Here is a 20,403-nt window from a genome sequence, read left to right on the forward strand (position 1 = left end):
CGCTCCTAACGTTTTTCAGCATGACCGAGATCGCAGATCGACCCGAATCCCGTGAACTTCCACCAGGATCGGTCGTCGGCGCCGGCGACATCGTGGAGGCCGCCGGCCACCCGGTCGGCGGCGGCGTCATCAAGGACGGCTACGACCCGCGGCTGACCAACGAGGACCTCGCCCCGCTCGGCAAGCAGACCTGGTCGTCGTACAACATCTTCGCGTTCTGGATGTCGGATGTGCACAGCGTCGGCGGGTACGTCACCGCGGGCAGCCTGTTCGCCCTCGGGCTGGCCAGCTGGCAGGTGCTGGTCGCGTTGCTGGTCGGCATCACCATCGTCTACTTCTTCTGCAACCTGGTCGCCAAACCCAGCCAGGCCGCCGGCGTGCCGTACCCGGTGATCTGCCGCGCTTCCTTCGGCGTGCTGGGCGCCAACATCCCGGCCATCATCCGCGGCCTGATCGCGGTGGCCTGGTACGGAATTCAGACTTACCTGGCTTCGGCCGCCCTCGACGTGGTGCTGCTGAAACTGTTCCCCTCGCTAATGCCGTACGCCATCGTGGAGGACTACGGGTTCGCCGGGCTGTCGCTGCTGGGCTGGTGCAGCTTCCTGCTGCTGTGGGTGCTGCAGGCCTGCGTGTTCTGGCGCGGTATGGAGTCCATTCGCAAGTTCATCGACTTCTGCGGACCGGCCGTCTACGCGGTGATGTTCCTGCTCTGCGGCTACCTGATCTACAAGGCCGGCTGGGGCGCGATCAAGATGAACCTCGGCGGGGTGGCCTACACCGGCTGGTCGTCGGCGCCGATCATGCTCGGCGCCATCGCACTGGTGGTGTCCTACTTCTCCGGCCCGATGCTGAACTTCGGCGACTTCTCCCGGTACGGCAAGTCCTTCCAGGCCGTCAAGAAGGGCAACTTTCTCGGGCTGCCGGTGAACTTCCTGGTGTTCTCGGTGCTGGTTGTGGTGACCGCCTCGCTGACCGTGCCGGTGTTCGGCGAACTCATCACCGACCCGGTGGAGACGGTCGCCCGCATCGACAGCACCTTCGCAATCGTGCTGGGCGCGTTGACCTTCGCCATCGCCACCATCGGCATCAACATCGTGGCGAACTTCGTCAGCCCGGCCTTCGACTTTTCCAACGTCAGCCCGCAGCGGATCAGCTGGCGAGCCGGCGGCATGATCGCCGCGGTCGGCTCGGTGCTGATCACCCCGTGGAACCTGTACGCCAACCCGGAGGTCATCCACTACACGCTGGAAACCCTCGGCGCGTTCATCGGCCCACTGTTCGGCGTGCTGATCGCCGACTATTACCTGGTGCGCAAACAGAAGGTGATCGTCGACGACCTGTTCACCATGTCGCAGGACGGAAAGTACTGGTACTCCGGCGGATACAACCGGGTGGCGGTGCTCGCGACCGCCGTCGGCGCGGTGCTGGCGATGATCCCGGTCCTGCTCAGCGGCAGCGTGACCGGCATGCACACCGCCGCGCAGTACAGTTGGTTCATCGGCTGCGGCGTGGCCTTCGCGCTGTACCTCCGGATGGCGTCCCGGGACCGGCTGGTGGCAGAGTCGGTGTCGTGACGACGATCTGGGTGATCAACGCCAACACCACCGAATCGATGACCGACGGGATCGGCCGCAGCGCCCGCGCGGTGGCAGCGCCGGGCACGGTGGTGGTCCCGGTGACCAACGCCCGCGGCGTTCCGTCGCTGGAGAGTCACTACGACGAGGCGATGAGCGTGCCCGGAGTGCTCGAGGCGGTGGCGCGCGGCGAGGAAGAGGGCGCCGACGGCTTCGTCATCGCCTGCTTTAGCGACCCGGGACTCGACGCCGCCCGCGAGTTGGCCACCGGACCGGTGATCGGCATCGCCGAGGCCGCCATGCACGCCGCCAGCCACCTGGGCCGGGGGTTCAGCGTGGTGACCACGCTGAGTCGCTCCATCGGGCGGTCCGAGGAACTGGCCGAGCGCTACGGCATGGACCGGTTCTGCCGGGGCATGCACGCCTGCGACCTGCCGGTGCTTGCGCTGGAGACCGACCCGCAGGCCCGCCGGATCGTCACCGACGCCTGCCGGACCGCCCTGGCGGTCGACGGTTCCGACGCGGTGGTCCTCGGTTGCGCCGGGATGGCCGACATGTGCGCGCAGATCAGCGCGGAGATTGGGGCGCCGGTGGTCGACGGGGTCGCCGCGGCGACGCTGACCGTGCAGTCGCTGGTGGCCATGGGGCTGCGCACCGGGAAGCTGGGGGAGTACGCGAAGCCGCCGGTCAAACAGTTGCGCTGAACCTGTCGCGATGTGGCTGATGGTGTTGCCGCGCGCGGGTTGAACGTGGGCGACGTAGGTCGTCAGGCGGGATGCGTGGCGCGCCAATGCTCGGCGATCTCGATCCGGCGGGCCACCCACACCCGATCGTGGGACTGCACGTGGTCCAGGAACCGCGCCAGCGCCGCGGCGCGGGCCGGACGCCCGACCAGTCGGCAGTGCAGGCCCACCGAGAGCATCTTGGGCGCCCCGGCGACACCCTCGGCGTAGAGCACGTCGAACGCGTCCCGCAGGTGCGCGAAGAACTCCTCGCCGTTGGCGAACCCGGCGGGCGAGGAGAACCGCATATCGTTGGTGTCCAGCGTGTACGGCACCACCAGCTGGGTGTGCTCGCCGACGTCGACCCAGTACGGCAGGTCGTCGGCGTAGGAGTCCGAGTCGTAGACAAACCCGCCGTGCTCGACCACCAGCGCCCGGGTGTGCGGCGAGTCCCGGCCGGTGTACCAGCCCAGCGGCCGCTGTCCGGTCAGCTCGGTCAGGATCTGCACCGCCTCGGCCATATGCGCGCGTTCGGTGTCCTCGCCGATCAGCTGGTAGGACTTCCAGCGCAGCCCGTGGCAGGCGATCTCGTGGCCGAGTTCGCGAAACGCCGCCACCGCCTCGGGATTTCGCTGCATGGCCCGGGCCACCGCGAACACCGTCAGCGGCAGTCCGCGGGATTCGAACAGCCGAAGGATCCGCCACAGCCCGGCCCGCGACCCGTACTCGTAGATCGACTCCATGCTCATGTGCCGGTTCCCGAACGCCTCGGCCGGGGTGATCTCGGACAGGAACGTCTCCGAGGCCGGGTCGCCGTCGAGCACGCAGTTCTCCGCGCCCTCTTCGTAATTGAGCACGAACTGCACGGCGATCACCGCGCCGCCGGGCCAGCGGGGATCCGGGGGGCGCCGGCCGTAGCCGACCATGTCGCGCGGATAGCTCACAAGAGTTCCCCGTAGAGCCGCAACCGGGCCAGCCCGCCGTCGGGATAGATGTCCAACTGCGCCTCGGTCACCGGCGCGTCCGACTCGACCAGAAACCGGTGCCGGGTGTCGGGCTGCAGATCCACCGGCTCCAGCAGCGTCACCCAGTCGCCGTCGCCGTCGCGGCCCAGCAGCCGCGCCGAATTGGGGCTGTTGCCAATGAAATACGACGTGTCGATCTCCGCCATCCGGATCCGGCCGCGGCCGGCCAGCTTGATCCGCACCCAGTCGTTGCCGTCATCGCGGCGCCGGGCGGTCTCCCAGCCGTCGCCCATCACCTTCGCCACGCCCGGGAAGATCAGGTTCTGCGGCGAGCTGAAGAACCGGTTGGAGGCGTCGAGCACCAGTCCGCCGTTCTCCAACGCCGCCAGGTCCAGCGGTCCGACGCCGAGGAACCGCGGATCGGGCCGGCCTTCGCCGTGCACCCGCAGCCGCGCCACCCCGCCGTCGGGATAGATCCGCAGCCGCACATGGGTCCAGCGCCGCTGCGACTCCACCTCGAACAGATTCCTGGTGTCCCCGTACACCTTCGACTCCGGAATGAGCGACGTCCAGCCGGGATGGTCGATGAGCTCGTCGACGCTGGGGTGGCCGTCGAGTTCCAGCGCGTCGACCGAGGCCGAGGTGGGGTAGTTGCCCTTGAACCACGCGGTGTCGATCACCACGCCGTGGATCACCCCGGGCGCCCCGAGCCGGACGATCGCCTCGTCGTACCCGACATCGCGGCGCCGACGGGTTTCCCACCCGTCGTAGACCTGTCCGCGGTGGCCGAAGGTGGCCGGCTGGTACTTCGCCGGCCCGGGCCGGATCAGGTTCTCCTTCTCGGCGAACGCGTCGTCGTTGGCCCAGACGACGGCGCCGCCGACGGTGCGCAGCGCCAGGTCGGGGAACCAGGTGAAGTCGGGCAGCGAGTCGGTCATGAGTGTTTGCGTTCCTTCAGGTTTCGCAGCACGGTCAGTTCGGCGCCGGGAGCGGCGGCCAGCACATCCTCCGGGCCGAACGCGCCCAGCGCCAACCCGCGCAGCACCACGGTGGCCAGCGCCTCGGCGGTGGCCGGTTCGTCGACGATCGTCCCGCCCCGGCGGTCCAGGTAGGCCTGCAGCCGCGGCGCGGCCGCCGCCAGCGCGGCCCGGAAGAACACGGTCACGGCCAGCCAGCGGGTGACCAGATGGCCGGGATGCATATCCCAGCCCTGGTAGTAGCCGCGTTCCAGGGAGCGGGTGACCAGTCGGTGATGACGCCGGATGGCGGCGCGGACCTGCTCGTCGTCGCCGACCGGCAGCACCTGGGTGGAGCCGTCGGCCACCCGGACACCGGTCTGCGCCGCCGCGGCCAGCATCACCGCCTTGGCGTGGTCGGCGACCGGATGGTCCAGCGCCTGCTGCTGCGGGCTGATCCCGCAGGCGGCGCTGTAGTCGTACGTGCCGTAGTGCAATCCGAGGCAGCGGCCGTCGCTGGCGTGCAGCGCCCTGGCCAGGGTGGCGGCGCCGTCCGCGCCGAGCACCGCCTGCGGGCTCTCGATCTGCAGCTCGAAGCGCAGCGCCCCGGACGGCAATCCGTGCGCCTGCTCCAGCGCCTCGCACAGCCACACCGCGGCGGTGGCCTGCTGGGCCAGCCGCAGTTTCGGCACGGTGAACACGAACCCCGGCGGCGCCCCGCCGGCGCCGTCGAGGGTCAGCTCGAGGGTCCGGATGGCGCGGCGCCGCTCGGCGGTGGTCAACCCCTTGATCCGGATGCCGCTGATCGGGAGTCCGAGCGCGCGCAGCGTGCGGCCGGCGGCCAGCGCGTCGCGGTCCTCCACCTCGTCGGGTCGACGGCCGTAGCCGTCCTCGAAGTCCAGCCGCAGGTCCTGGATCGGCGCGGCGGCCAGGCGGTCCCGGACGCGGGCGAGGACGTCGGGACCACCGAGTTCGGTCAGCAGTTCCCCGTGCCGGTCGGCCAGGTCCAGGGCCGCGGCGCCCCAGCGTCGCGGAGTGTCTGCGGTGGCGTCCGCCGCGCTGAGGTAGACGGTGTGCGCCGGTTGGGCGTCGTCGGACGGATCCGGGTAGCGGGCGGCGAGTTCGGCGTCGACCTCGGCCAGCAACACGTCGATCCGGGTGCGTTGCGCCGCCGAAATCGGGTTGCCAGGTTCTGCCATCGGTCCATCGTCACAGAACTTCGGCCACCGCGTCGGTTGAGAGCGTTCGGCGCGGGCCCCTAGGTTTCCCGCAGCGCGGCCAGATAGCGGTCGGTGATCAGCCGCTGGGCCGCCGAGGCCACCGGGGCGCCCAGCCGGATCCACCACGGCCCGTGCCGGGAGAACGCCACGACTTCGGCGAACACCCGGTCGGTGTCCGGATCGTGGCGCACCGCGAAGAACTCCTCGCCGACCTCGGGGTAGCTCAACTGCCGGCCGGCCAGGTCGTCGAAGTCCACCCGGCCACGGTAGCGCCGGGCGAACGATTCAGCCGAAGGTGAAGGAGTAGACGCTCAGCCCGGGGGAGACGGCGACGGACACGACGCGGTCGTCGGATCCGGGATGCTCGGCGACCGGGTAGATGTTGGGCGCCCCGCCGACCGGCAGCCGGGAGATGTGGCTGCCCTCGGTGGCGGTCAGCGCGCCCTCCCCGGAGACGTTCAGATAGGCCGTCGCGGCGTGGAAGGACAGCGTGATGACGGCGTCGCGGCCCGCGGTCAGCGACTCGCCGCCGACGCTCCACTGGCCGGTCAGGCTGAACTCGCCGAGCGGCGGCGGGTCCGCGGCGGTGAAGTCCCGGGTCCCCTCGGTGAGCCCTCCGTCGTCGCTGCCGGCGTAGTCCCGCGCCCGCTGGGCGCCGAGGTAGATCTCGTGGGTCTGGCGGCGGTCGGCCGGGGCTGGGTCGGTCATGCCGCTGGGCTCGGGCAGCGCGACGCCCGGCTGCGCGGCGGTCAGCAGCGCCCGGATGTCGCGTTCGGTCTCGGCGTAGCGGCCCTCGCCGAAGTTCACCAGCCGGATCACCCCGTTGGCGTCGATCAGGTAGCCGGCCGGCCAGGCGATGTTCTGGTAGGCCTTCCAGGTCGCGTAGTCGTTGTCGACGGCGATCGGGAAGGTCAGGCCGAGCCGTTTCGCGCCCGCGGTGATGTTGTCCGGGTCGCGTTCGAAGGCGTACTCAGGGGTGTGCACGCCGACGACCTGGAAGCCGAACGGCGCGTACGTCCGGTACCAGTCCTGCACGTGCGGCAACTCGCGCTGGCAGTTGACGCAGGAGTAGGCCCAGAAGTCGACCAGCACCACCTTGCCGCGTAGCCCGGCGAGGGTCAGCGGTGGCGAGTCGATCCACTCCGAGATGCCAGCGAACTCCGGCGCCGGTCCGCAGTCGGTCAGCTTCGCCGCGCCGCGCAGCGCGTCGTCCAGGCAGGGCTCCAGCGCGCCGGTCCCGCTGACCCGGGGCGCGGCGACCGCCGCCGAGGGCAGCGCGGCGCCGATCGTCTTGGTGTAGTCCGGGACGGTGCGGGCGATCAGGTCGGTCACGTTGAGCGCCAGGGCGACCGCCAGCGCGATCATCGCCACTCCGGCGGCCGCGCGCACGCCGCGGGCGTGGGTGGCCAGGAATCGGGTCCGGGCGCGCAGTCGGCTGCCGGCCAGCGCGATGGCCAGCAGCGGGATGGCGGTGCCGACGGCGAAGCCCAGCGTCAGCGCCACCACCTGCCCGCCGACCTCGCCGCTGGCCCCGGCGATCGCGATGGCGGCGAGCACCGGGCCCGCGCACGGCACGTACACCACGCCGAGCGCCAGTCCCAGCGCGAAGCCGCTGCCCGCCCCGGTGTTCTCCACGCGGGCCTGCGGGATCAGCGCGAACGGGCGCTCCAGCAGGCGCTCCACACCCGGCGCCAGCATGGCGACCCCGAGGATGGCCAGCGCGGCGATGCCCATCCAGCGCAGCAGGTCCGGCGGCAGACGCTGCAACCGCAGCAGCAGCGCGCCGAACAGGGTGACCAGGCTGAAACTCAGGGTCAGCCCGGCGACGACGGCGACCGGTCGCAGCCAGGTCCGGGTCCGGGTCGCCACGGCGCCGTCGGCGTCCGGGCCGGTGGCCCCGCCGAGCAGCACCACCGGCAGCACCGGCAGCACGCACGGGGAGATCGCCGCGAGGAATCCGCCGACGAACCCGACCAGCAGGTACGTCACGCCGGTTCGATCACCAGGTGGTGCCGTCGACGCCCGGGAACACGCAGCGGCCGTTGGCCGCGACCCGGCCGATGACCATGAAGTCGTACCCGGTGCAATCGGAGTTGATCGGCTCGCAGGTGCCGATGGTGGTGATCACCTTGCTGTCCCCGCAGGAGGACCCGGGCGCCGGTGGCGGGTCCGGGTCGGCGCCGGCCACCGCGGCGCTATGGCCCAGCGCCAGTGTGACGGCGCAGGCGGCGATGAAGAAACGGCTCGCATTCCTCATGGCGGACCCCTATGGGTTGCAGCCCCCTGCGACGAGCGTACGCCGCGTGTGTGATCCGGGCCACACTTGGCGCATCGACCTCTGACCAGGCCTGTGGCTAGGCCTGGACCTGGGAGAACTCGCTGAAAGCCGCGAACGCGCGGGGTCCGTACACCGTCGAGTGGCCGCCGTTCATCAGGATCGCCACGCCCAGCGCCTCCGCGACCTCTTCCTTGCTGGCCCCGGCGCGGGCCGCGCCGCGGGCATGGCTGGCGATGCAGCCGTCGCAGCGGTTGGTCACGCCGATCGTCAGCGCGATCAACTCCTTGACCTTGGTCGACAGCGCGCCCTCGGCCATCGCGGCCTTGCTGGTGGCGGAGAAGCCTTTGTAGACGTCCGGGATGAGTTCGCGGAGCTCGCGGCCCTGGGCGCCGAGGGTGGTCAGCAGGTCGTGGTTGTGGAGTTCTTCGCTCATCTGTCGACCATATGCCCGCAGGGGTATGGACGGGCCAGGTGTCCGAGACGGGTCGGCTAGGGTTCCGGGCATGGCCGTCAGTGACACCCGCGAGATCCTCATCGAAGCCACCCCCGCCGAGATCCTCGACGTCCTCTCCGAGGCCGAGTCCGCGCCGAGCTGGTCCCCGCAGTATGAGAGCGCCGAGGTGCTCAGCCGCTACGACGACGGCAAGCCGCAGCAGGTGAAGTTCGTCGCCAAGGCCGCCGGGATGACCGACACCATGGTGCTGGAGTACACCTGGGCCGACGACGGCGTCAGCTGGACGATGGTGTCGGCGGGGCAGATGAAGTCCCAGGACGCGAGCTACGTGCTGACCCCGGAGGGCGACAAGACCCGGGTCCGCTTCGAGATCGCCGTCGAGCCGTCCATCCCGCTGCCCGGGTTCATCGTCAAGAAGATCCTCAAGGGCGTCATGGAGACCGCGACCGATCGGCTGCGCAAGCAGGTCCTTTCGGTGCAGGGCAACTAGCTCAGCGCAGCACCCGCAGGCGTTTGATCGCCTCGTCGAGGGTCTTGTCGCGCTTGCAGAACGCGAAGCGCACCAGGTGGTTCCACTCGGCGAAGGACGGCGACGACGGGTCGCAGAACGCCGACATCGGGATCGCCGCCACCCCGGCCCGCTCCGGCAGCTCCGCGCAGAACTGTGAGCTGTCGGAGTAGCCCAGCGGCCGCGGGTCCGCGCACAGGAAGTAGGTGCCGGAGCTGGCGTGCACGCCGAAGCCGATGTCGGTCAGCGCGTGGGCCAGCTTGTCGCGGCGGCGGCGCAGGGTGTCGGCCAGCTCGTCGACCCATTCGTCGCCGGTGTTGAGCGCGCCGGCGACCGCCGGCTGGAACGGTGAGCCGCTGACGTAGGTCAGGTACTGCTTGGCCGCGCGGACCCCGGCGATCAGGTTCGCCGGACCGCAGGCCCAGCCGATCTTCCAGCCGGTGACGTTGAACATCTTGGCCGCGCTGGACACCGTCACCGTCCGCGACGCCATCCCCGGGTATCCGGCGATGGGACGGTGGGTGTGCCCGTCGAAGGTGAGGTGCTCGTAGACCTCGTCGGCGATCACCAGCAGGTCGTGTTCGACGGCCAGCGCCGCCAGCCCGCGCAGCTCGTCGTCGGAGGCCACCCAGCCGGTCGGATTGTGCGGGCTGTTGAAGATCAGCGCCCGGGTGCGCGGCGTGATGGCCGTCGCCACCGCGTCCAGGTCCAGGGCGAACCCGGCGCCGTCGGCGACCAGGGACACGCTGATGCGGTCGCAGCCGGCCATCGCGACCACGGGCGAGTAGGAGTCGTAGAACGGCTCGATCAGCAGCACCTCCGAGCCCGGTTCGATTAAGCCGAGCACCGCGGCGGCGATGCCCTCGGTGGCGCCGACGGTCACCAGCACCTCGGTGTCGGGGTTGTAGTCGACGCCGTAGCGTCGCAGTCGCTGGTCGGCGATCGCGTCGCGCAATTCGGGGATGCCGGCTCCGGGCGGGTACTGGTTGACGCCGCTGGCGATGCTGTGTTTGGCGACGGTCAGCATGTGGTGCGGGCCGTCCTCGTCGGGGAAGCCCTGGCCCAGATTCACCGCGCCCAACCGCGCGGCGAGGGCGGACATCTCGGCGAAAATCGTGGTCGCGTAGGGCTGCAGCCGGGAGACCGTCATGGCAGTACAGGCTACGTGACCAACCACCCAACCGACTGGTTGGGAGATGCTGCTAGTCTGAGCCCACGAGGACCACCCTCCAGTGGCTCGGCCCGCCCGGGACCACGTCTTCGACTCAAGAACAGGACCTGGAGCAACCACATGTCCGAAGAAGCCTTCATCTACGAGGCCATCCGCACCCCCCGCGGTAAGCAGCGCAACGGCGCCCTCAACGAGATCAAGCCGGTGAACCTGCTCGTCGGCCTGATCGAGGAGATGCGCGCCCGGCATCCCGATCTGGACGAGAACATGATCAGCGACGTGATCATCGGCTGTGTCACCCCGGTCGGCGACCAGGGTGCCGATATCGCCCGCACCGCCGCGCTGCTGGCCAACCTGCCGCTGACCACCGGCGGCGTCCAGCTCAACCGGTTCTGCGCCTCCGGTCTGGAGTCGGTCAACGTGGCCGCGCAGAAGGTCCGCTCCGGCTGGGACGACTTCGTCTACGCCGGCGGCGTCGAGTCGATGAGTCGCATCCCGATGGGATCCGACGGCGGCGCCTGGGCGATGGACCCGGAGACCAGCTACCGGCTCGGCTTCGTGCCGCAGGGCATCGGCGCCGACCTGATCGCCACCATCGAGGGCTTCAGCCGCGAGGACGTCGACGCCTACGCGGTGCGCTCGCAGGACCTCGCCGCCGCGGCCTGGTCCGGCGGCTACTTCACCAAGTCGGTCGTCCCGGTCAAGGACCAGAACGGCCTCGTCGTGCTGGATCACGACGAGCACATGCGTCCGGGCACCACCGTTGAGGACCTGGGCAAGCTCAAGCCGGCCTTCGAGGGCCTGGGCGCGATGGGCGGCTTCGACGATGTGGCGCTGCAGAAGTACCACTGGGTCGAGAAGATCAACCACGTGCACACCGGCGGCAACAGCTCCGGCATCGTCGACGGCGCCGCCCTGGTGCTGCTCGGCTCCGAAAAGGCCGGCAAGGCCGCGAACCTGACCCCGCGCGCTCGCGTGGTGGCCACCGCCACCAGCGGCGCCGACCCGGTCATCATGCTGACCGGCCCCACCCCGGCCACCAAGAAGGCGCTGGAGCGGGCCGGGCTGACCGTCGACGACATCGACCTGTTCGAGCTCAACGAGGCGTTCGCCTCGGTGGTGATGAAGTTCCAGAAGGACCTCAACATCCCCGACGAGAAGCTCAACGTCAACGGTGGCGCCATCGCCATGGGCCACCCGCTGGGCGCCACCGGCGCCATGATCACCGGAACCGTGCTGGACGAGCTGGAGCGGCGCGGCGGCAAGCGCGCGCTGATCACGCTGTGCATCGGCGGCGGCATGGGTGTGGCCACCATCATCGAGCGCGTCTGATCGCCCGCCCCGGAACCTGAAGAAGAGAGCCTGAAAAGACATGAGCGAGAACACCATTCAGTGGGATAAGGATGCCGACGGCATCGTCACCCTCACCATGGACGACCCCACCGGCTCGGCCAATGTGATGAACGAGCACTACCGCGACTCCATGCGCGACGCGGTGGCGCGACTGGTGGCCGAGAAGGACGACATCACCGGTGTGGTGATCGCCAGCGCGAAGAAGACCTTCTTCGCCGGCGGTGACCTCAAGGGCATGCTCCAGGTCGGCCCGGAGAACGCCGAGCAGATCTTCGCCGAGGTCGAGGGCATGAAGGCCGACCTGCGCGCCCTGGAGACCCTGGGCAAGCCCGTCGTCGCCGCCATCAACGGCGCGGCGCTGGGCGGCGGCCTGGAGATCGCGCTGGCCTGTCACCATCGCATCGCCGCGGACGTGCCCGGCTCCATCATCGGCCTGCCCGAGGTCACCCTCGGCCTGCTGCCCGGTGGCGGCGGCGTCACCCGCACCGTCCGGATGTTCGGCATCCAGAAGGCCTTCATGGAGGTGCTCTCCCAGGGCGCCCGAATGAAGCCGGCCAAGGCGCACAGCGTCGGCCTGGTCGACGAACTCGTCGGCAGCGTCGATGAGCTGATCCCGGCCGCCAAGGCGTGGATCAAGGCCAACCCCGAAGGCGGCGAGCAGCCGTGGGACAAGAAGGGCTACAAGATCCCGGGCGGCACCCCGTCGTCCCCGGCGCTGGCGGCCATCCTCCCGTCGTTCCCGTCGCTGCTGCGCAAGCAGCTCAAGGGCGCGCCGATGCCAGCTCCGCGCAAGATCCTGGACGCCGCGGTCGAGGGTTCCCAGGTCGACTTCGACACCGCCAGCCGGATCGAGAGTCGCTACTTCACCGAACTGGTCACCGGCCAGACCGCGAAGAACATGATCCAGGCGTTCTTCATCGACCTGCAGGCCATCAACGGCGGCAGCAGCCGCCCGGACGGCATCGAGAAGACCCCGATCGCCAAGATCGGTGTGCTGGGCGCCGGTATGATGGGCGCGGGCATCGCCTACGTCTCGGCCAAGGCCGGCTACGACGTCGTCCTCAAGGACGTCTCTCTGGAGGCCGCCGAGCGCGGCAAGAACTACTCGGAGAAGATCGAGGCCAAGGCGCTGGAGCGCGGGCGCACCACCAAGGAGCGCTCCGACGCCCTGCTGGCCCGGATCACCCCGACCGCCGACGCCGCCGACCTCAAGGGCGTGGACTTCGTCATCGAGGCCGTCTTCGAGAGCGTCGAGCTCAAGCACAAGGTGTTCCAGGAGATCGAGGACATCGTCGAGCCGAACGCGGTGCTGGGCTCCAACACCTCCACCCTGCCGATCACCGAACTGGCCACCGGCGTGAAGCGCCAGGAGGACTTCATCGGCATCCACTTCTTCTCGCCGGTCGACAAGATGCCGCTGGTCGAGATCATCAAGGGTGAGAAGACCTCCGACGAGGCGCTGGCCCGGGTGTTCGACTACACCCTGGCGATCAAGAAGACCCCGATCGTCGTCAACGACAGCCGCGGATTCTTCACCTCGCGCGTGATCGGCACCTTCGTCAACGAGGCGCTGGCCATGCTCAACGAGGGCGTGCTGCCGTCCAGCATCGAGCAGGCCGGTCTGCAGGCGGGCTACCCGGCCGCGCCGCTGCAGCTGTCCGACGAGCTCAACCTCGAGCTGATGCACAAGATCGCGGTCGCCACCCGCGACGGCATCATCGCCGAGGGTGGCACCCCGCCGGAAAACCCGGCCGGCGACGTGGTCGAGAAGATGATCGAGCTGGGCCGCCCGTCCAAGCTCAAGGGCGCCGGCTTCTACGAGTACGCCGACGGCAAGCGCACCGGCCTGTGGCCCGGCCTGATCGAGACCTTCAACTCCGGTTCGAAGGAAATCCCGTTCCAGGACATGATCGACCGGATGCTGTTCGCCGAGGCCATCGAGACCCAGAAGTGCCTCGACGAAGGTGTGCTGATGTCCACCGCGGACGCCAACATCGGTTCCATCTTCGGCATCGGGTTCCCGCCCTACACCGGCGGCTCGCACCAGTTCATCGTCGGCTACGAAGGTGAGCTGGGCATCGGTCAGGAGGCCTTCGTGGCCCGCGCCAAGCAGCTGGCGGAGCGCTACGGCGACCGCTTCCTGCCCCCGGCGTCGCTGCTCTGACCAGGCTGCGCGACTAACTAGGCTGCGCAACTAACAAGTACGAGCGAAAACCCCTGGAATCCCGGTGATTTCAGGGGTTTTTGCGTTCGTAGAGATAGAACGGCGCGGGGGTCTGCTCCTTGTCGAGTTGACGCTCATTGCCCGACGACAGCAGCGTCCACCCGGGGCTGAAGCGCCGCCGCATCTCATCGGCCGACACGCCCCGGACGCCCATCCGGCCGCCGGGCAGGAACGCGACGATGAGCAGCCGCGCGCCCGGCGCGGCCACGGCGCCGACCTCCCGGACATAGCCGTCCCGGTCGGCGTCGCTCATATTGTGCAGACAGCCGTTGTCGACGATCAGCCCGAAGCCGTCGCCGACTCCTTCGGAGCTCAGCCGGGTGACGTCGGCCTCGACGAACTCCGCCGGCGCGTTGGCCGCGGCCGCCTTGGCCCGGGCCTTGTCCAGCGCCTGCGGCACGAAGTCGACGCCGGTGACCGTCCAGCCACGTTGCGCGAGATAGATCGAGGCGTCCCCGGTGCCGCACCCGAGGTCCAGCGCCCGGCCCGCGGGCAGTTCCGCGACCAGCATTTGCAGGTTCTGGGCGATCGGATGCCCGTCCCACGGAGTGAATCCGAGCCGGTACATCACCCGAAAAATCAGCTGCTTGGAGACCATGACTCCAATGTAGGCCCGCGCCCGAAATTGGCGCCCTGGACAGGTCCGGGGCGGCGTTAGGTTTGGTGCGCAGGTCAGACCGGAAGGGGTCGTTGTGAGTTATCCGCAGGGGCCCTACGGGCAATGGGCGCCGAGCCAGTTGGTGGGCTATGGCCCCGTCGGGCCGCCGCCGAAGCGCCCGTCGCGGTGGCCGCTGTGGCTGGCGGCCGTCCTCGTCTTCGCGCTGATCATGGCCGGTGGCGCGGTGGCCGTGGTCCTGGGCAAAGGGGCGTCCCCGGATCTCAGCGGGAGCGACACCGCGACGACGACCAAGGGGTCGGTCACCGCGCAACCGGTGCAGAACACGCCGTCGATGACCCCGTCTGTCGAGCAACCGGCCGAAGCGGAGGTGGCCGGTTGCCAGGGGTATCTCGCCGAACCGGGACCGGCCACGCCGGCCGGTTGGCAGACCGTCACCACCAAGCGCGAGCTGACCTACGACGTGCCCGCCGACTGGAACATCCTCAGTTGCGACACCATGGTCGGCTGGCAGAAGGAGTGCCCGGACGGGCCGTTCGGCTACTGCCCGATCCGGGCCATGACCGGCGCCTCCGAACTCCCCGGCCAGTGCGCCGACGAGTCGCTCGCGGTGGCCGGCGTGCCCGGATCCTCCGACATCGACGACATCTACCAGGCGGCGAACGCCGAGGCCGCCAAGGTCGTCGACATCTTCACCACCGGCGGGCACGTGCCGACGGTCTCGCTGAGCCAGCCGCGCCCGCTGACCGTCGGCGGCCGCGACGCCGTGCAGATCCTCGCCACTGTCAGCGATGTCGCCGACCAGTGCGACGGCCCGGCCGGGCTGCATTCCGTCGTCGCCACCACGGTGGACGGTCAGCAGGGCACCGTGCTGTTCATCATCAGCATGGGTCAGGGCGTCGCCGGCGCCCCCGCCCCCGAGGTCATCGACCAGATGGTGGCGACCCTGCGGCCGTCGGTCCCGGCCTGAATCCGGTCAGTGACCTCCCGCCCCCGGCATCCCCGGAGGGCTGAGCCCGTCGTCCACGGCGGCGAAAACTTGTGCACGGTATGGGCGTTGGCCGCGGTTGGCTTCGGATGCAAGCGAAGCCGACAGCAGGAGGACGCCGTGACCCATTCGCCGATGGGAGTGCCGCAGTACGCGCCGTGGGACCAGCCGGTGTGGCTGGGTTACCGGGACCCCGCGCCGTCGGCGCCGAAACGCCGCAGCCGGCTGGGCGCCTGGCTGGCCGCTGGAGCGTTCGGCCTGGAGGCCCTCGGCGAGCCGGGCGCTTAGTCGAGCCGGCAGGCGCACGACGCGCGCACCGGCACGTCGGCGCGGGCGGCCGCCAGGGCCAGCTGCTTGCCGATGATGTTCGCCTCGCGTTCTCGGCCCAGCCGCCGCAGGCACTCGTGGTACCCGTGCAGGCTCCACAGGTTGCCCGGATGCTGGCAGCAGCGGGCCAGCGTCGGATCCAGGCCGAGGTCCGCCTCGTACACCGTGGCGGCGTCGGCGACCCGGCCCTGCTCCAACAACAGCGCTCCGTAGGCGTGCCGAGTCGGCTGCATCCACCCCCACGGCTCGTCATAGGGCAGCGCGTCGTCACGGGCGATGGCCTCCCGCAGATGTGCGAACGCGTCCTCGAAATCGCCCTCCCGGTAGGCGATTTCACCGTCGAGCATGGCTTGGGAGACGGACAAGATGTCGCGGGCGGTGTTATTGAACAGGTAGCGCGACTCCGGAATCGCCGCGTAACTGGCGGCGAACGCCGCACGCTGCGCATGGGCCTGGGGCAGTTCGCCTTTCGCCGCGTGCGCGACGCCCTTTGCGTAGTGCAGGGTTGCCGTCGTGGCGCAGTACAACTGCTGGTCGCTCGGCAGCGGCTCGGCGATCAGCTCATCCCAGCGCCCGAACCGGACCAGCACGTGCGCGCGCAGCGGGACGAACGCCTCCAGCCAGTCCGCCATCGGCGGTGAGGTGATGGACAGCAGCTCCGGGGTCAGTTGCGCGGCGAGCTCGTCGGCGGCCCGCAGCGCCACCGCGGACTGCCCGCTGAACATCGCGCCGTAGACCACGAAGTGCAGATCGTGCGCGCGGTAGAGCGAATAGAAGTTCAGCGGTCCTTCGGCGGCGAGGAACTTGTGGTCCGCGGCGACGGCCGCCAGGTTCGACTCCACCGTGGCGTGGTAGTCCCCGCACAGCACGTCGATGTGGGTCGGCATGTGCTCCAGATGCCCGGAATCGGGGACCAACCCGCGCAGCAGATCCGCTGCGGGAAGCGCGGTTTCGGGATGCGCCGACATCTCCATGGTGTGCACGTACAGATGCAGCAGGCCCGGATGCGCCCGGCCCGCTTCGGTGGCCAGGCCGGCCTCCAGGATCGCCTGGGCCTGCGCGACCCGGGAGCCCGGCGCCGGTTCGCCGGTGCGGGTGTCCCACAGCGCCCACGCGGTGACGTTCACCAGCGCGTCGGCGGTCAGCACCGCGATGTCCAGGTCGTCGGGGAACCGGGCGGCCAACACCGCCATGGCGTCGGCGTAGGCGGCGTGCCCGGCGGCCAGCGCCTCGAGGTCATCGGCGTCGACGTCGGCGAACCGCGTCGTGAGCGCGTCGATCAAACCACGTTCGGCCGGGGTCGCCCGGCCGTCTCGCGCCAGGCGCAGTTCGTCGCGGGCGCGAGCCAGCGCGACGCCCAGTTCCAGCGGGTCGAAGGCGTCCCAGGCCTTGTTGTAATTGGGTCCGATGGCGTACGCGATGCCCCACCGGGCCAACGCGAGTTGCGGGTCGTGGCTCAGGGCGCGCTCGAAGCAGGCGACGGCCTCACCGTGGTTGAACGCGTAGGCCCAGATCAGGCCCCGGTCGAACCAGATCTGCGCCTGCTCGGATGAAGTGCTCACCGCGCGGTGGTAGTCGCCAAGGTCGAAATAATTGTCCATTGGCACTGCGCCTATCGCCGTGGGTCGGGGTTCCGTCAGGGTATGCGCCGCACCGGCCCGCGGCTACAGTCGAACTCATGCGTTTCGGAATGTTCATTCCACAGGGCTGGCGACTGGATCTGGTGGGGATCGAACCCGCCGAGCACTGGGCGGTGATGAACTCGTTGGCCGGGCACGCCGACGCCGGGGACGCCTGGGAATCGCTGTGGGTGTACGACCACTTCCACACCGTGCCCGAGCCGACCGGCGAGGCCACCCACGAGGCCTGGACCCTGATGGCCGCGCTGGCAGCGAGCACCTCGCGGATCCGGCTCGGCCAGATGTGCACGGCGATGAGCTACCGCAACCCGGTGTACCTGGCGAAGGTCGCGGCCACCGTCGACATCATCTCCGGCGGCCGGACCGAGATGGGCATCGGCGGCGGTTGGTACGAGCACGAATGGCGCGCCTACGGATACGGATTCCCCTCGGCCGGCGTCCGGCTGGCCCGCCTCAACGAGGGCGTGCAGATCATGCGGGACGCCTGGCGCGACGGCCTCGTCAGCTTCGACGGCAAGCACTACCAGGTCGACGGCGCGATTGTCGCGCCGAAACCGCTGCAGGAGAACGGGATTCCGTTGTGGATCGCCGGTGGTGGGGAGAAGGTCACGCTCAAGATCGCGGCCCGCTACGCCGACTACACCAACTTCAGCGGCAACCCGGTGGAGTTCGAGCACAAGTCGAAGGTGCTCGCCGCGCACTGCGCCGACGTCGGGACCGACTACGACGCCATCGTCCGCTCGGCGTGCGTGAACGTGGTGATCGGACAGATCGAGGCCGACGTCGACGCGCGGCTGGCGCAGCTGCGCGGCCGCTACGGCTCGCTGGTCGGGGAGAAGGCCGCCGAGACCGGCGTGGACACCATGCGCGGCCCCGCCTCCGGAACCCCGGAGCAGGTCATCGAAAAGCTTTCGCGGCTCAAGGATCTGGGCTGCGGGTACCTGATCTGTTACTTCCCCGAAGCCGCCTACGACCGCTCCGGGATCGAGCTCTTCGAACGCGCGGTGATCCCTACTCTCCGCTAGGGGGAGAGTTCGCCGAAGATCTGCCCGACGCCGCCGCGACGGATATTTCGGTGACCCGTCCCGGCCCACAGGTGCGCCAACTCCGGGTCGCCAGCTGCGGCGGCCGCCTTGCGCAGCGGGCTGGTCAGGAAATGCAGCGCCGGATACCCCAGCGGCGCCGCGGATGTGTACTCGTCGGTGAACCGGTTGCGCAGCGCGCGGGCCGGGCGTCCGGTGAACGCATGCGTCAGCACCGTCTCGGTGCGCGCCGGATCCCGCAGGGCCGCTTGGTGGATCGCCGACGTGCCGGCTTCCTCAGCGAGCAGCAGCGCCGTGCCGAGCTGCGCGGCTGCCGCGCCGGCCGCCAGCGCCGCGGCCACCTCCGACTCCGTGCTCAATCCGCCGGCCGCGATCACCGGCAGCTTCACCTCGGCGCTCACCACCGTGACCAGGTCGGTGATCGGCAGCGGCTCGGGCATCCGGTCGGGGGTGAAGGTTCCGCTGTGCCCGCCGGCCGTATAAGCCTGCGCCACAACGCAGTCCACGCCAGCGTCCGCGGCAGCGCGGGCCTCGGCGGCCGAGGTCACGGTCTGCGCCACGAAGGTCCCCGCGCGCCGCAGTCGGGTGATGACCGCGGCCGACGGCAGGCCGAAGGTGAAGCTCACCGCGGGGACCGGGTCAGCCAGCAGCGCGCCGAGTTTCACGTCGAAATCGTCGTCGCCGTCGACCGGGACCGTCGGCAGCGTGATCTCGAAGCGGTCGGCCTCGCGCTGCATCAGCGCCGCGTACTGCGCGTAGCGCTCGGCGGTGATCGGCACCGGGGTAGGAGCGAAGACGTTGACCCCGAACGGGATTCCCGAGGCGCGCACCTCCGCGATCGCGGCGGCCATCGTCTCGACGGTCTGGTAACCGGCCGCCAGGAAACCCAGCCCACCGGCCCAACCGGCCGCGATCACCATGGCGGGAGTGGTGGGCCCGCCGGCCATGGGCGCCGCGACCAGCGGAACGTCGAGCTGTGTGATCACGGTTTCGCGATCACAGGGAGCCGAGATCGGAGGCGTTCCAGTGCTGCGGGCGCATCCGGACGATCACGCTCTCACCGTGCTCGGCGCGGGCCATCTCCAGATACCCCTCCACCTTGTCGGCCGGCAGGTAGCGCCGCGTCAGCTCCACCAGATGCTCGTCGGAGGCCGCTTCGATGCTGTCCACCGCGCCGTCCACGGCGACATAACGCACCGACGGGTCCAGCCGCTCGACCATCAGCGAGAAGCACCCGGCGGCCTCGATCAGCCGGTGCTTGCGGGAGCCTTTGCCGGTCAGCACCCACGGTTGCCCGCCGGGGGAGTACTGGTACCACATCGGCACGGTCAACGGGCCGCGGTCGGCGCCGGCGCTGACGGACAGGGCCGCGATGTGCGGCTCGGACAGAAACTGTTCGCGATCATCCTTGGAGAGAGCCATGGCTTCCAGGTTAGGAGGCGTGCTGGCGGGGCGTCCAGGATCGACGGGCCGCCTGGGCCTCCGGGTCGCCGTGGCTGCCGGTCCGCAGGATGACTTCGCCGAGGCGGACGTTGCGGGTGCGCCAGCGCAGGAATCGACGGCCGATCGTCGGGAACGCGAGCGCCGGGGCGTACTCCCGCGGGTACACCACTGTGCGCCGACCGTGTTCGATGGCCTTGATGATCCGCTTCGCGCAGGTTCCGGCGTCCCCGACGGGGAACCGGTCGAGCATCTCGCCGGTGCCCGGGATGAGTCGCACTTCGGCCTGCACCGGGGTGTCCACCGGTCCGGGGACCACCTCGATGACCAGGGAGTCCGGTAGCTCCATCCGCATGATCTCGGTGGCCACCGACAGCGCCGCCTTGGCCGACGCGTAACCGCCGGACAGTGGCCACGGGGTGACCGGGGCCAGCGAGGTGACGTTGACGATCGCCTCCGGGCGCAGGGAGTGGATCAGTGCCAGGGGACTCCAATAGTTGAGCTCATATGCGGCGCGGGCCTCGTCGTTGTCCCCGATGGTCGCGACCGGAGCGGCGAGTCCGGCGCCCCGCGTTGTTGATCAGAATGTCGACCGGGCCGACCTCCGCCGCGAGCCGGGCGGCCTCGCCGCGGATCGACAGATCCACCGGATGCACGGTGGCGCCGGTTCGGTCGGCGACCTCGGCGAGCCGGTCTGCGCCGCGTGCTGCGATGGCCAGGGTCGCGCCCCGCTCAGCAAGCTCGATGGCGAGTGCGCGGCCGATGCCGCTCGACGCTCCCGTGATCAGAATCTTGCATCCACGTACGTCCACGAAGTGGACGTTACTCCTGTTCAACGCAATACAGACGCGCCGAAAGGGCGATTGTGAGCAGCGGAACATAAGTAGGATTATTCCCCGGATCGGCCGTCGTGTCGAACATCAC

At 69.8% G+C, this 20,403-nt stretch carries 22 protein-coding genes; 8 read left to right on the forward strand and 14 right to left on the reverse strand.

The annotated features are described in order from the left end of the window. Positions 1-20: 20 nt before the first annotated feature. Positions 21-1,574 (forward strand): NCS1 family nucleobase:cation symporter-1, encoded by a 1,554-nt coding sequence (locus L2Z93_RS02895; protein WP_193438959.1) that lies wholly within the window; start codon positions 21-23, stop codon positions 1,572-1,574. Continuing rightward, positions 1,571-2,278 (forward strand): aspartate/glutamate racemase family protein, encoded by a 708-nt coding sequence (locus L2Z93_RS02900; protein ID WP_090589045.1) that lies wholly within the window; start codon positions 1,571-1,573, stop codon positions 2,276-2,278. Before L2Z93_RS02895 ends, L2Z93_RS02900 begins: the two co-directional genes overlap by 4 nt. A gap of 62 nt (positions 2,279-2,340) precedes the next feature. On the opposite strand, the gene puuE is transcribed toward L2Z93_RS02900, so the two are convergent. From puuE to L2Z93_RS02935, 7 genes are all read right to left on the reverse strand, one after another. Further along, positions 2,341-3,222, reverse strand: coding sequence for an allantoinase PuuE (gene puuE / locus L2Z93_RS02905; RefSeq protein WP_162561917.1), 882 nt, complete (start codon positions 3,220-3,222; stop codon positions 2,341-2,343). A gap of 14 nt (positions 3,223-3,236) precedes the next feature. Next, positions 3,237-4,199, reverse strand: a complete 963-nt coding sequence (gene alc, locus L2Z93_RS02910) for an allantoicase (RefSeq protein WP_090589047.1) — start codon at positions 4,197-4,199, stop codon at positions 3,237-3,239. Continuing rightward, positions 4,196-5,416, reverse strand: coding sequence for a DUF6986 family protein (locus L2Z93_RS02915; protein WP_090589048.1), 1,221 nt, complete (start codon positions 5,414-5,416; stop codon positions 4,196-4,198). The genes alc and L2Z93_RS02915 overlap by 4 nt, the downstream gene beginning before the upstream one ends. 59 nt (positions 5,417-5,475) lie before the next feature. Then, positions 5,476-5,694: a DUF1990 family protein gene (locus L2Z93_RS02920; protein ID WP_090589049.1), complete on the reverse strand. Its 219-nt coding sequence runs from the start codon at positions 5,692-5,694 to the stop codon at positions 5,476-5,478. A 28-nt stretch (positions 5,695-5,722) separates the two neighbouring features. Then, positions 5,723-7,426, reverse strand: coding sequence for a redoxin domain-containing protein (locus tag L2Z93_RS02925; protein ID WP_090589050.1), 1,704 nt, complete (start codon positions 7,424-7,426; stop codon positions 5,723-5,725). Between the two features lie 10 nt (positions 7,427-7,436). Beyond that, entirely contained in the window at positions 7,437-7,694 is a 258-nt protein-coding gene (locus L2Z93_RS02930) for a hypothetical protein (protein WP_090589051.1), read from the reverse strand. Between the two features lie 97 nt (positions 7,695-7,791). Beyond that, a complete protein-coding gene (locus tag L2Z93_RS02935; RefSeq protein ID WP_090589052.1) occupies positions 7,792-8,148 on the reverse strand; it encodes a carboxymuconolactone decarboxylase family protein in 357 nt (118 codons plus the stop codon). A 70-nt stretch (positions 8,149-8,218) separates the two neighbouring features. Between L2Z93_RS02935 and L2Z93_RS02940 the strand changes: the two genes are divergently transcribed. Beyond that, complete coding sequence (locus L2Z93_RS02940) at positions 8,219-8,659, forward strand: SRPBCC family protein (RefSeq protein ID WP_090589053.1); 441 nt, start codon at positions 8,219-8,221, stop codon at positions 8,657-8,659. A 1-nt stretch (position 8,660) separates the two neighbouring features. Here L2Z93_RS02940 and L2Z93_RS02945 read toward each other — a convergent pair whose 3' ends face one another. Then, the gene (locus L2Z93_RS02945; RefSeq protein ID WP_090589054.1) at positions 8,661-9,827 is read right to left on the reverse strand and encodes a pyridoxal phosphate-dependent aminotransferase; all 1,167 of its coding nucleotides are present in this window, start codon (positions 9,825-9,827) and stop codon (positions 8,661-8,663) included. A gap of 141 nt (positions 9,828-9,968) precedes the next feature. Here L2Z93_RS02945 and L2Z93_RS02950 point away from each other — a divergent pair, with 141 nt between their 5' ends. Together L2Z93_RS02950 and L2Z93_RS02955 are read left to right on the forward strand one after the other, a co-directional pair. Beyond that, a complete protein-coding gene (locus L2Z93_RS02950) occupies positions 9,969-11,180 on the forward strand; it encodes an acetyl-CoA C-acetyltransferase (protein ID WP_090589055.1) in 1,212 nt (403 codons plus the stop codon). A 40-nt stretch (positions 11,181-11,220) separates the two neighbouring features. Then, on the forward strand, positions 11,221-13,365 hold the full coding sequence (locus L2Z93_RS02955; protein ID WP_090589056.1) for a 3-hydroxyacyl-CoA dehydrogenase NAD-binding domain-containing protein: 2,145 nt from the start codon (positions 11,221-11,223) through the stop codon (positions 13,363-13,365). A 70-nt stretch (positions 13,366-13,435) separates the two neighbouring features. Here the strand turns inward: L2Z93_RS02955 and L2Z93_RS02960 are convergent, their stop codons facing one another. Next, complete coding sequence (locus tag L2Z93_RS02960) at positions 13,436-14,023, reverse strand: class I SAM-dependent methyltransferase (RefSeq protein ID WP_090589057.1); 588 nt, start codon at positions 14,021-14,023, stop codon at positions 13,436-13,438. 94 nt (positions 14,024-14,117) lie between these two features. On the opposite strand from L2Z93_RS02960, the gene L2Z93_RS02965 reads away from it, so the two are divergent. Continuing rightward, on the forward strand, positions 14,118-15,011 hold the full coding sequence (locus tag L2Z93_RS02965; RefSeq protein WP_128111792.1) for a DUF8017 domain-containing protein: 894 nt from the start codon (positions 14,118-14,120) through the stop codon (positions 15,009-15,011). Positions 15,012-15,149: 138 nt separating this feature from the next. Beyond that, complete coding sequence (locus L2Z93_RS02970) at positions 15,150-15,317, forward strand: hypothetical protein (RefSeq protein WP_162561915.1); 168 nt, start codon at positions 15,150-15,152, stop codon at positions 15,315-15,317. On the opposite strand, the gene L2Z93_RS02975 is transcribed toward L2Z93_RS02970, so the two are convergent. Next, positions 15,314-16,957, reverse strand: a complete 1,644-nt coding sequence (locus L2Z93_RS02975; RefSeq protein ID WP_090589059.1) for a tetratricopeptide repeat protein — start codon at positions 16,955-16,957, stop codon at positions 15,314-15,316. The two genes, L2Z93_RS02970 and L2Z93_RS02975, sit on opposite strands and share 4 nt — an antisense overlap. 77 nt (positions 16,958-17,034) lie before the next feature. On the opposite strand from L2Z93_RS02975, the gene L2Z93_RS02980 reads away from it, so the two are divergent. Continuing rightward, the gene (locus tag L2Z93_RS02980; protein WP_090589060.1) at positions 17,035-18,021 is read left to right on the forward strand and encodes an LLM class F420-dependent oxidoreductase; all 987 of its coding nucleotides are present in this window, start codon (positions 17,035-17,037) and stop codon (positions 18,019-18,021) included. On the opposite strand, the gene L2Z93_RS02985 is transcribed toward L2Z93_RS02980, so the two are convergent. The 4 genes from L2Z93_RS02985 to L2Z93_RS03000 are packed head-to-tail and all read right to left on the reverse strand — an operon-like array spanning position 18,018 to position 20,291. Further along, positions 18,018-19,025: a nitronate monooxygenase gene (locus L2Z93_RS02985; protein ID WP_090589061.1), complete on the reverse strand. Its 1,008-nt coding sequence runs from the start codon at positions 19,023-19,025 to the stop codon at positions 18,018-18,020. The genes L2Z93_RS02980 and L2Z93_RS02985 overlap by 4 nt on opposite strands. A 10-nt stretch (positions 19,026-19,035) precedes the next feature. After that, positions 19,036-19,461, reverse strand: a complete 426-nt coding sequence (locus L2Z93_RS02990; RefSeq protein ID WP_090589062.1) for a pyridoxamine 5'-phosphate oxidase family protein — start codon at positions 19,459-19,461, stop codon at positions 19,036-19,038. Positions 19,462-19,471: 10 nt separating this feature from the next. After that, positions 19,472-20,017 carry an SDR family NAD(P)-dependent oxidoreductase gene (locus tag L2Z93_RS02995; RefSeq protein WP_090589063.1) on the reverse strand — a complete coding sequence of 182 codons (546 nt, stop codon included), beginning with the start codon at positions 20,015-20,017 and terminating at the stop codon, positions 19,472-19,474. Further along, positions 19,983-20,291: an SDR family NAD(P)-dependent oxidoreductase gene (locus L2Z93_RS03000; RefSeq protein WP_162561916.1), complete on the reverse strand. Its 309-nt coding sequence runs from the start codon at positions 20,289-20,291 to the stop codon at positions 19,983-19,985. Before L2Z93_RS03000 ends, L2Z93_RS02995 begins: the two co-directional genes overlap by 35 nt. Between the last annotated feature and the right edge of the window lie 112 nt (positions 20,292-20,403).

The sequence above is a fragment of the Mycolicibacterium brumae genome (assembly GCF_025215495.1).
Classification (GTDB): Bacteria; Actinomycetota; Actinomycetes; order Mycobacteriales; family Mycobacteriaceae; genus Mycobacterium; species Mycobacterium brumae.

Excerpts from the sequence above, each read along its gene's own strand:
- L2Z93_RS02940 (WP_090589053.1), top strand. The coding sequence starts at position 8,219 with ATGGCCGTCAGTGACACCCGCGAGATCCTCATCGAAGCCACCCCCGCC.
- L2Z93_RS02950 (WP_090589055.1), top strand. The coding sequence starts at position 9,969 with ATGTCCGAAGAAGCCTTCATCTACGAGGCCATCCGCACCCCCCGCGGT.
- L2Z93_RS02960 (WP_090589057.1), bottom strand. The coding sequence starts at position 14,023 with ATGGTCTCCAAGCAGCTGATTTTTCGGGTGATGTACCGGCTCGGATTC.
- L2Z93_RS02990 (WP_090589062.1), bottom strand. The coding sequence starts at position 19,461 with ATGGCTCTCTCCAAGGATGATCGCGAACAGTTTCTGTCCGAGCCGCAC.
- L2Z93_RS02935 (WP_090589052.1), bottom strand. The coding sequence starts at position 8,148 with ATGAGCGAAGAACTCCACAACCACGACCTGCTGACCACCCTCGGCGCC.
- L2Z93_RS02915 (WP_090589048.1), bottom strand. The coding sequence starts at position 5,416 with ATGGCAGAACCTGGCAACCCGATTTCGGCGGCGCAACGCACCCGGATC.
- L2Z93_RS02945 (WP_090589054.1), bottom strand. The coding sequence starts at position 9,827 with ATGACGGTCTCCCGGCTGCAGCCCTACGCGACCACGATTTTCGCCGAG.
- alc (WP_090589047.1), bottom strand. The coding sequence starts at position 4,199 with ATGACCGACTCGCTGCCCGACTTCACCTGGTTCCCCGACCTGGCGCTG.
- L2Z93_RS02975 (WP_090589059.1), bottom strand. The coding sequence starts at position 16,957 with ATGGACAATTATTTCGACCTTGGCGACTACCACCGCGCGGTGAGCACT.
- L2Z93_RS02980 (WP_090589060.1), top strand. The coding sequence starts at position 17,035 with ATGCGTTTCGGAATGTTCATTCCACAGGGCTGGCGACTGGATCTGGTG.
- puuE (WP_162561917.1), bottom strand. The coding sequence starts at position 3,222 with ATGGTCGGCTACGGCCGGCGCCCCCCGGATCCCCGCTGGCCCGGCGGC.
- L2Z93_RS02930 (WP_090589051.1), bottom strand. The coding sequence starts at position 7,694 with ATGAGGAATGCGAGCCGTTTCTTCATCGCCGCCTGCGCCGTCACACTG.
- L2Z93_RS02955 (WP_090589056.1), top strand. The coding sequence starts at position 11,221 with ATGAGCGAGAACACCATTCAGTGGGATAAGGATGCCGACGGCATCGTC.
- L2Z93_RS02895 (WP_193438959.1), top strand. The coding sequence starts at position 21 with ATGACCGAGATCGCAGATCGACCCGAATCCCGTGAACTTCCACCAGGA.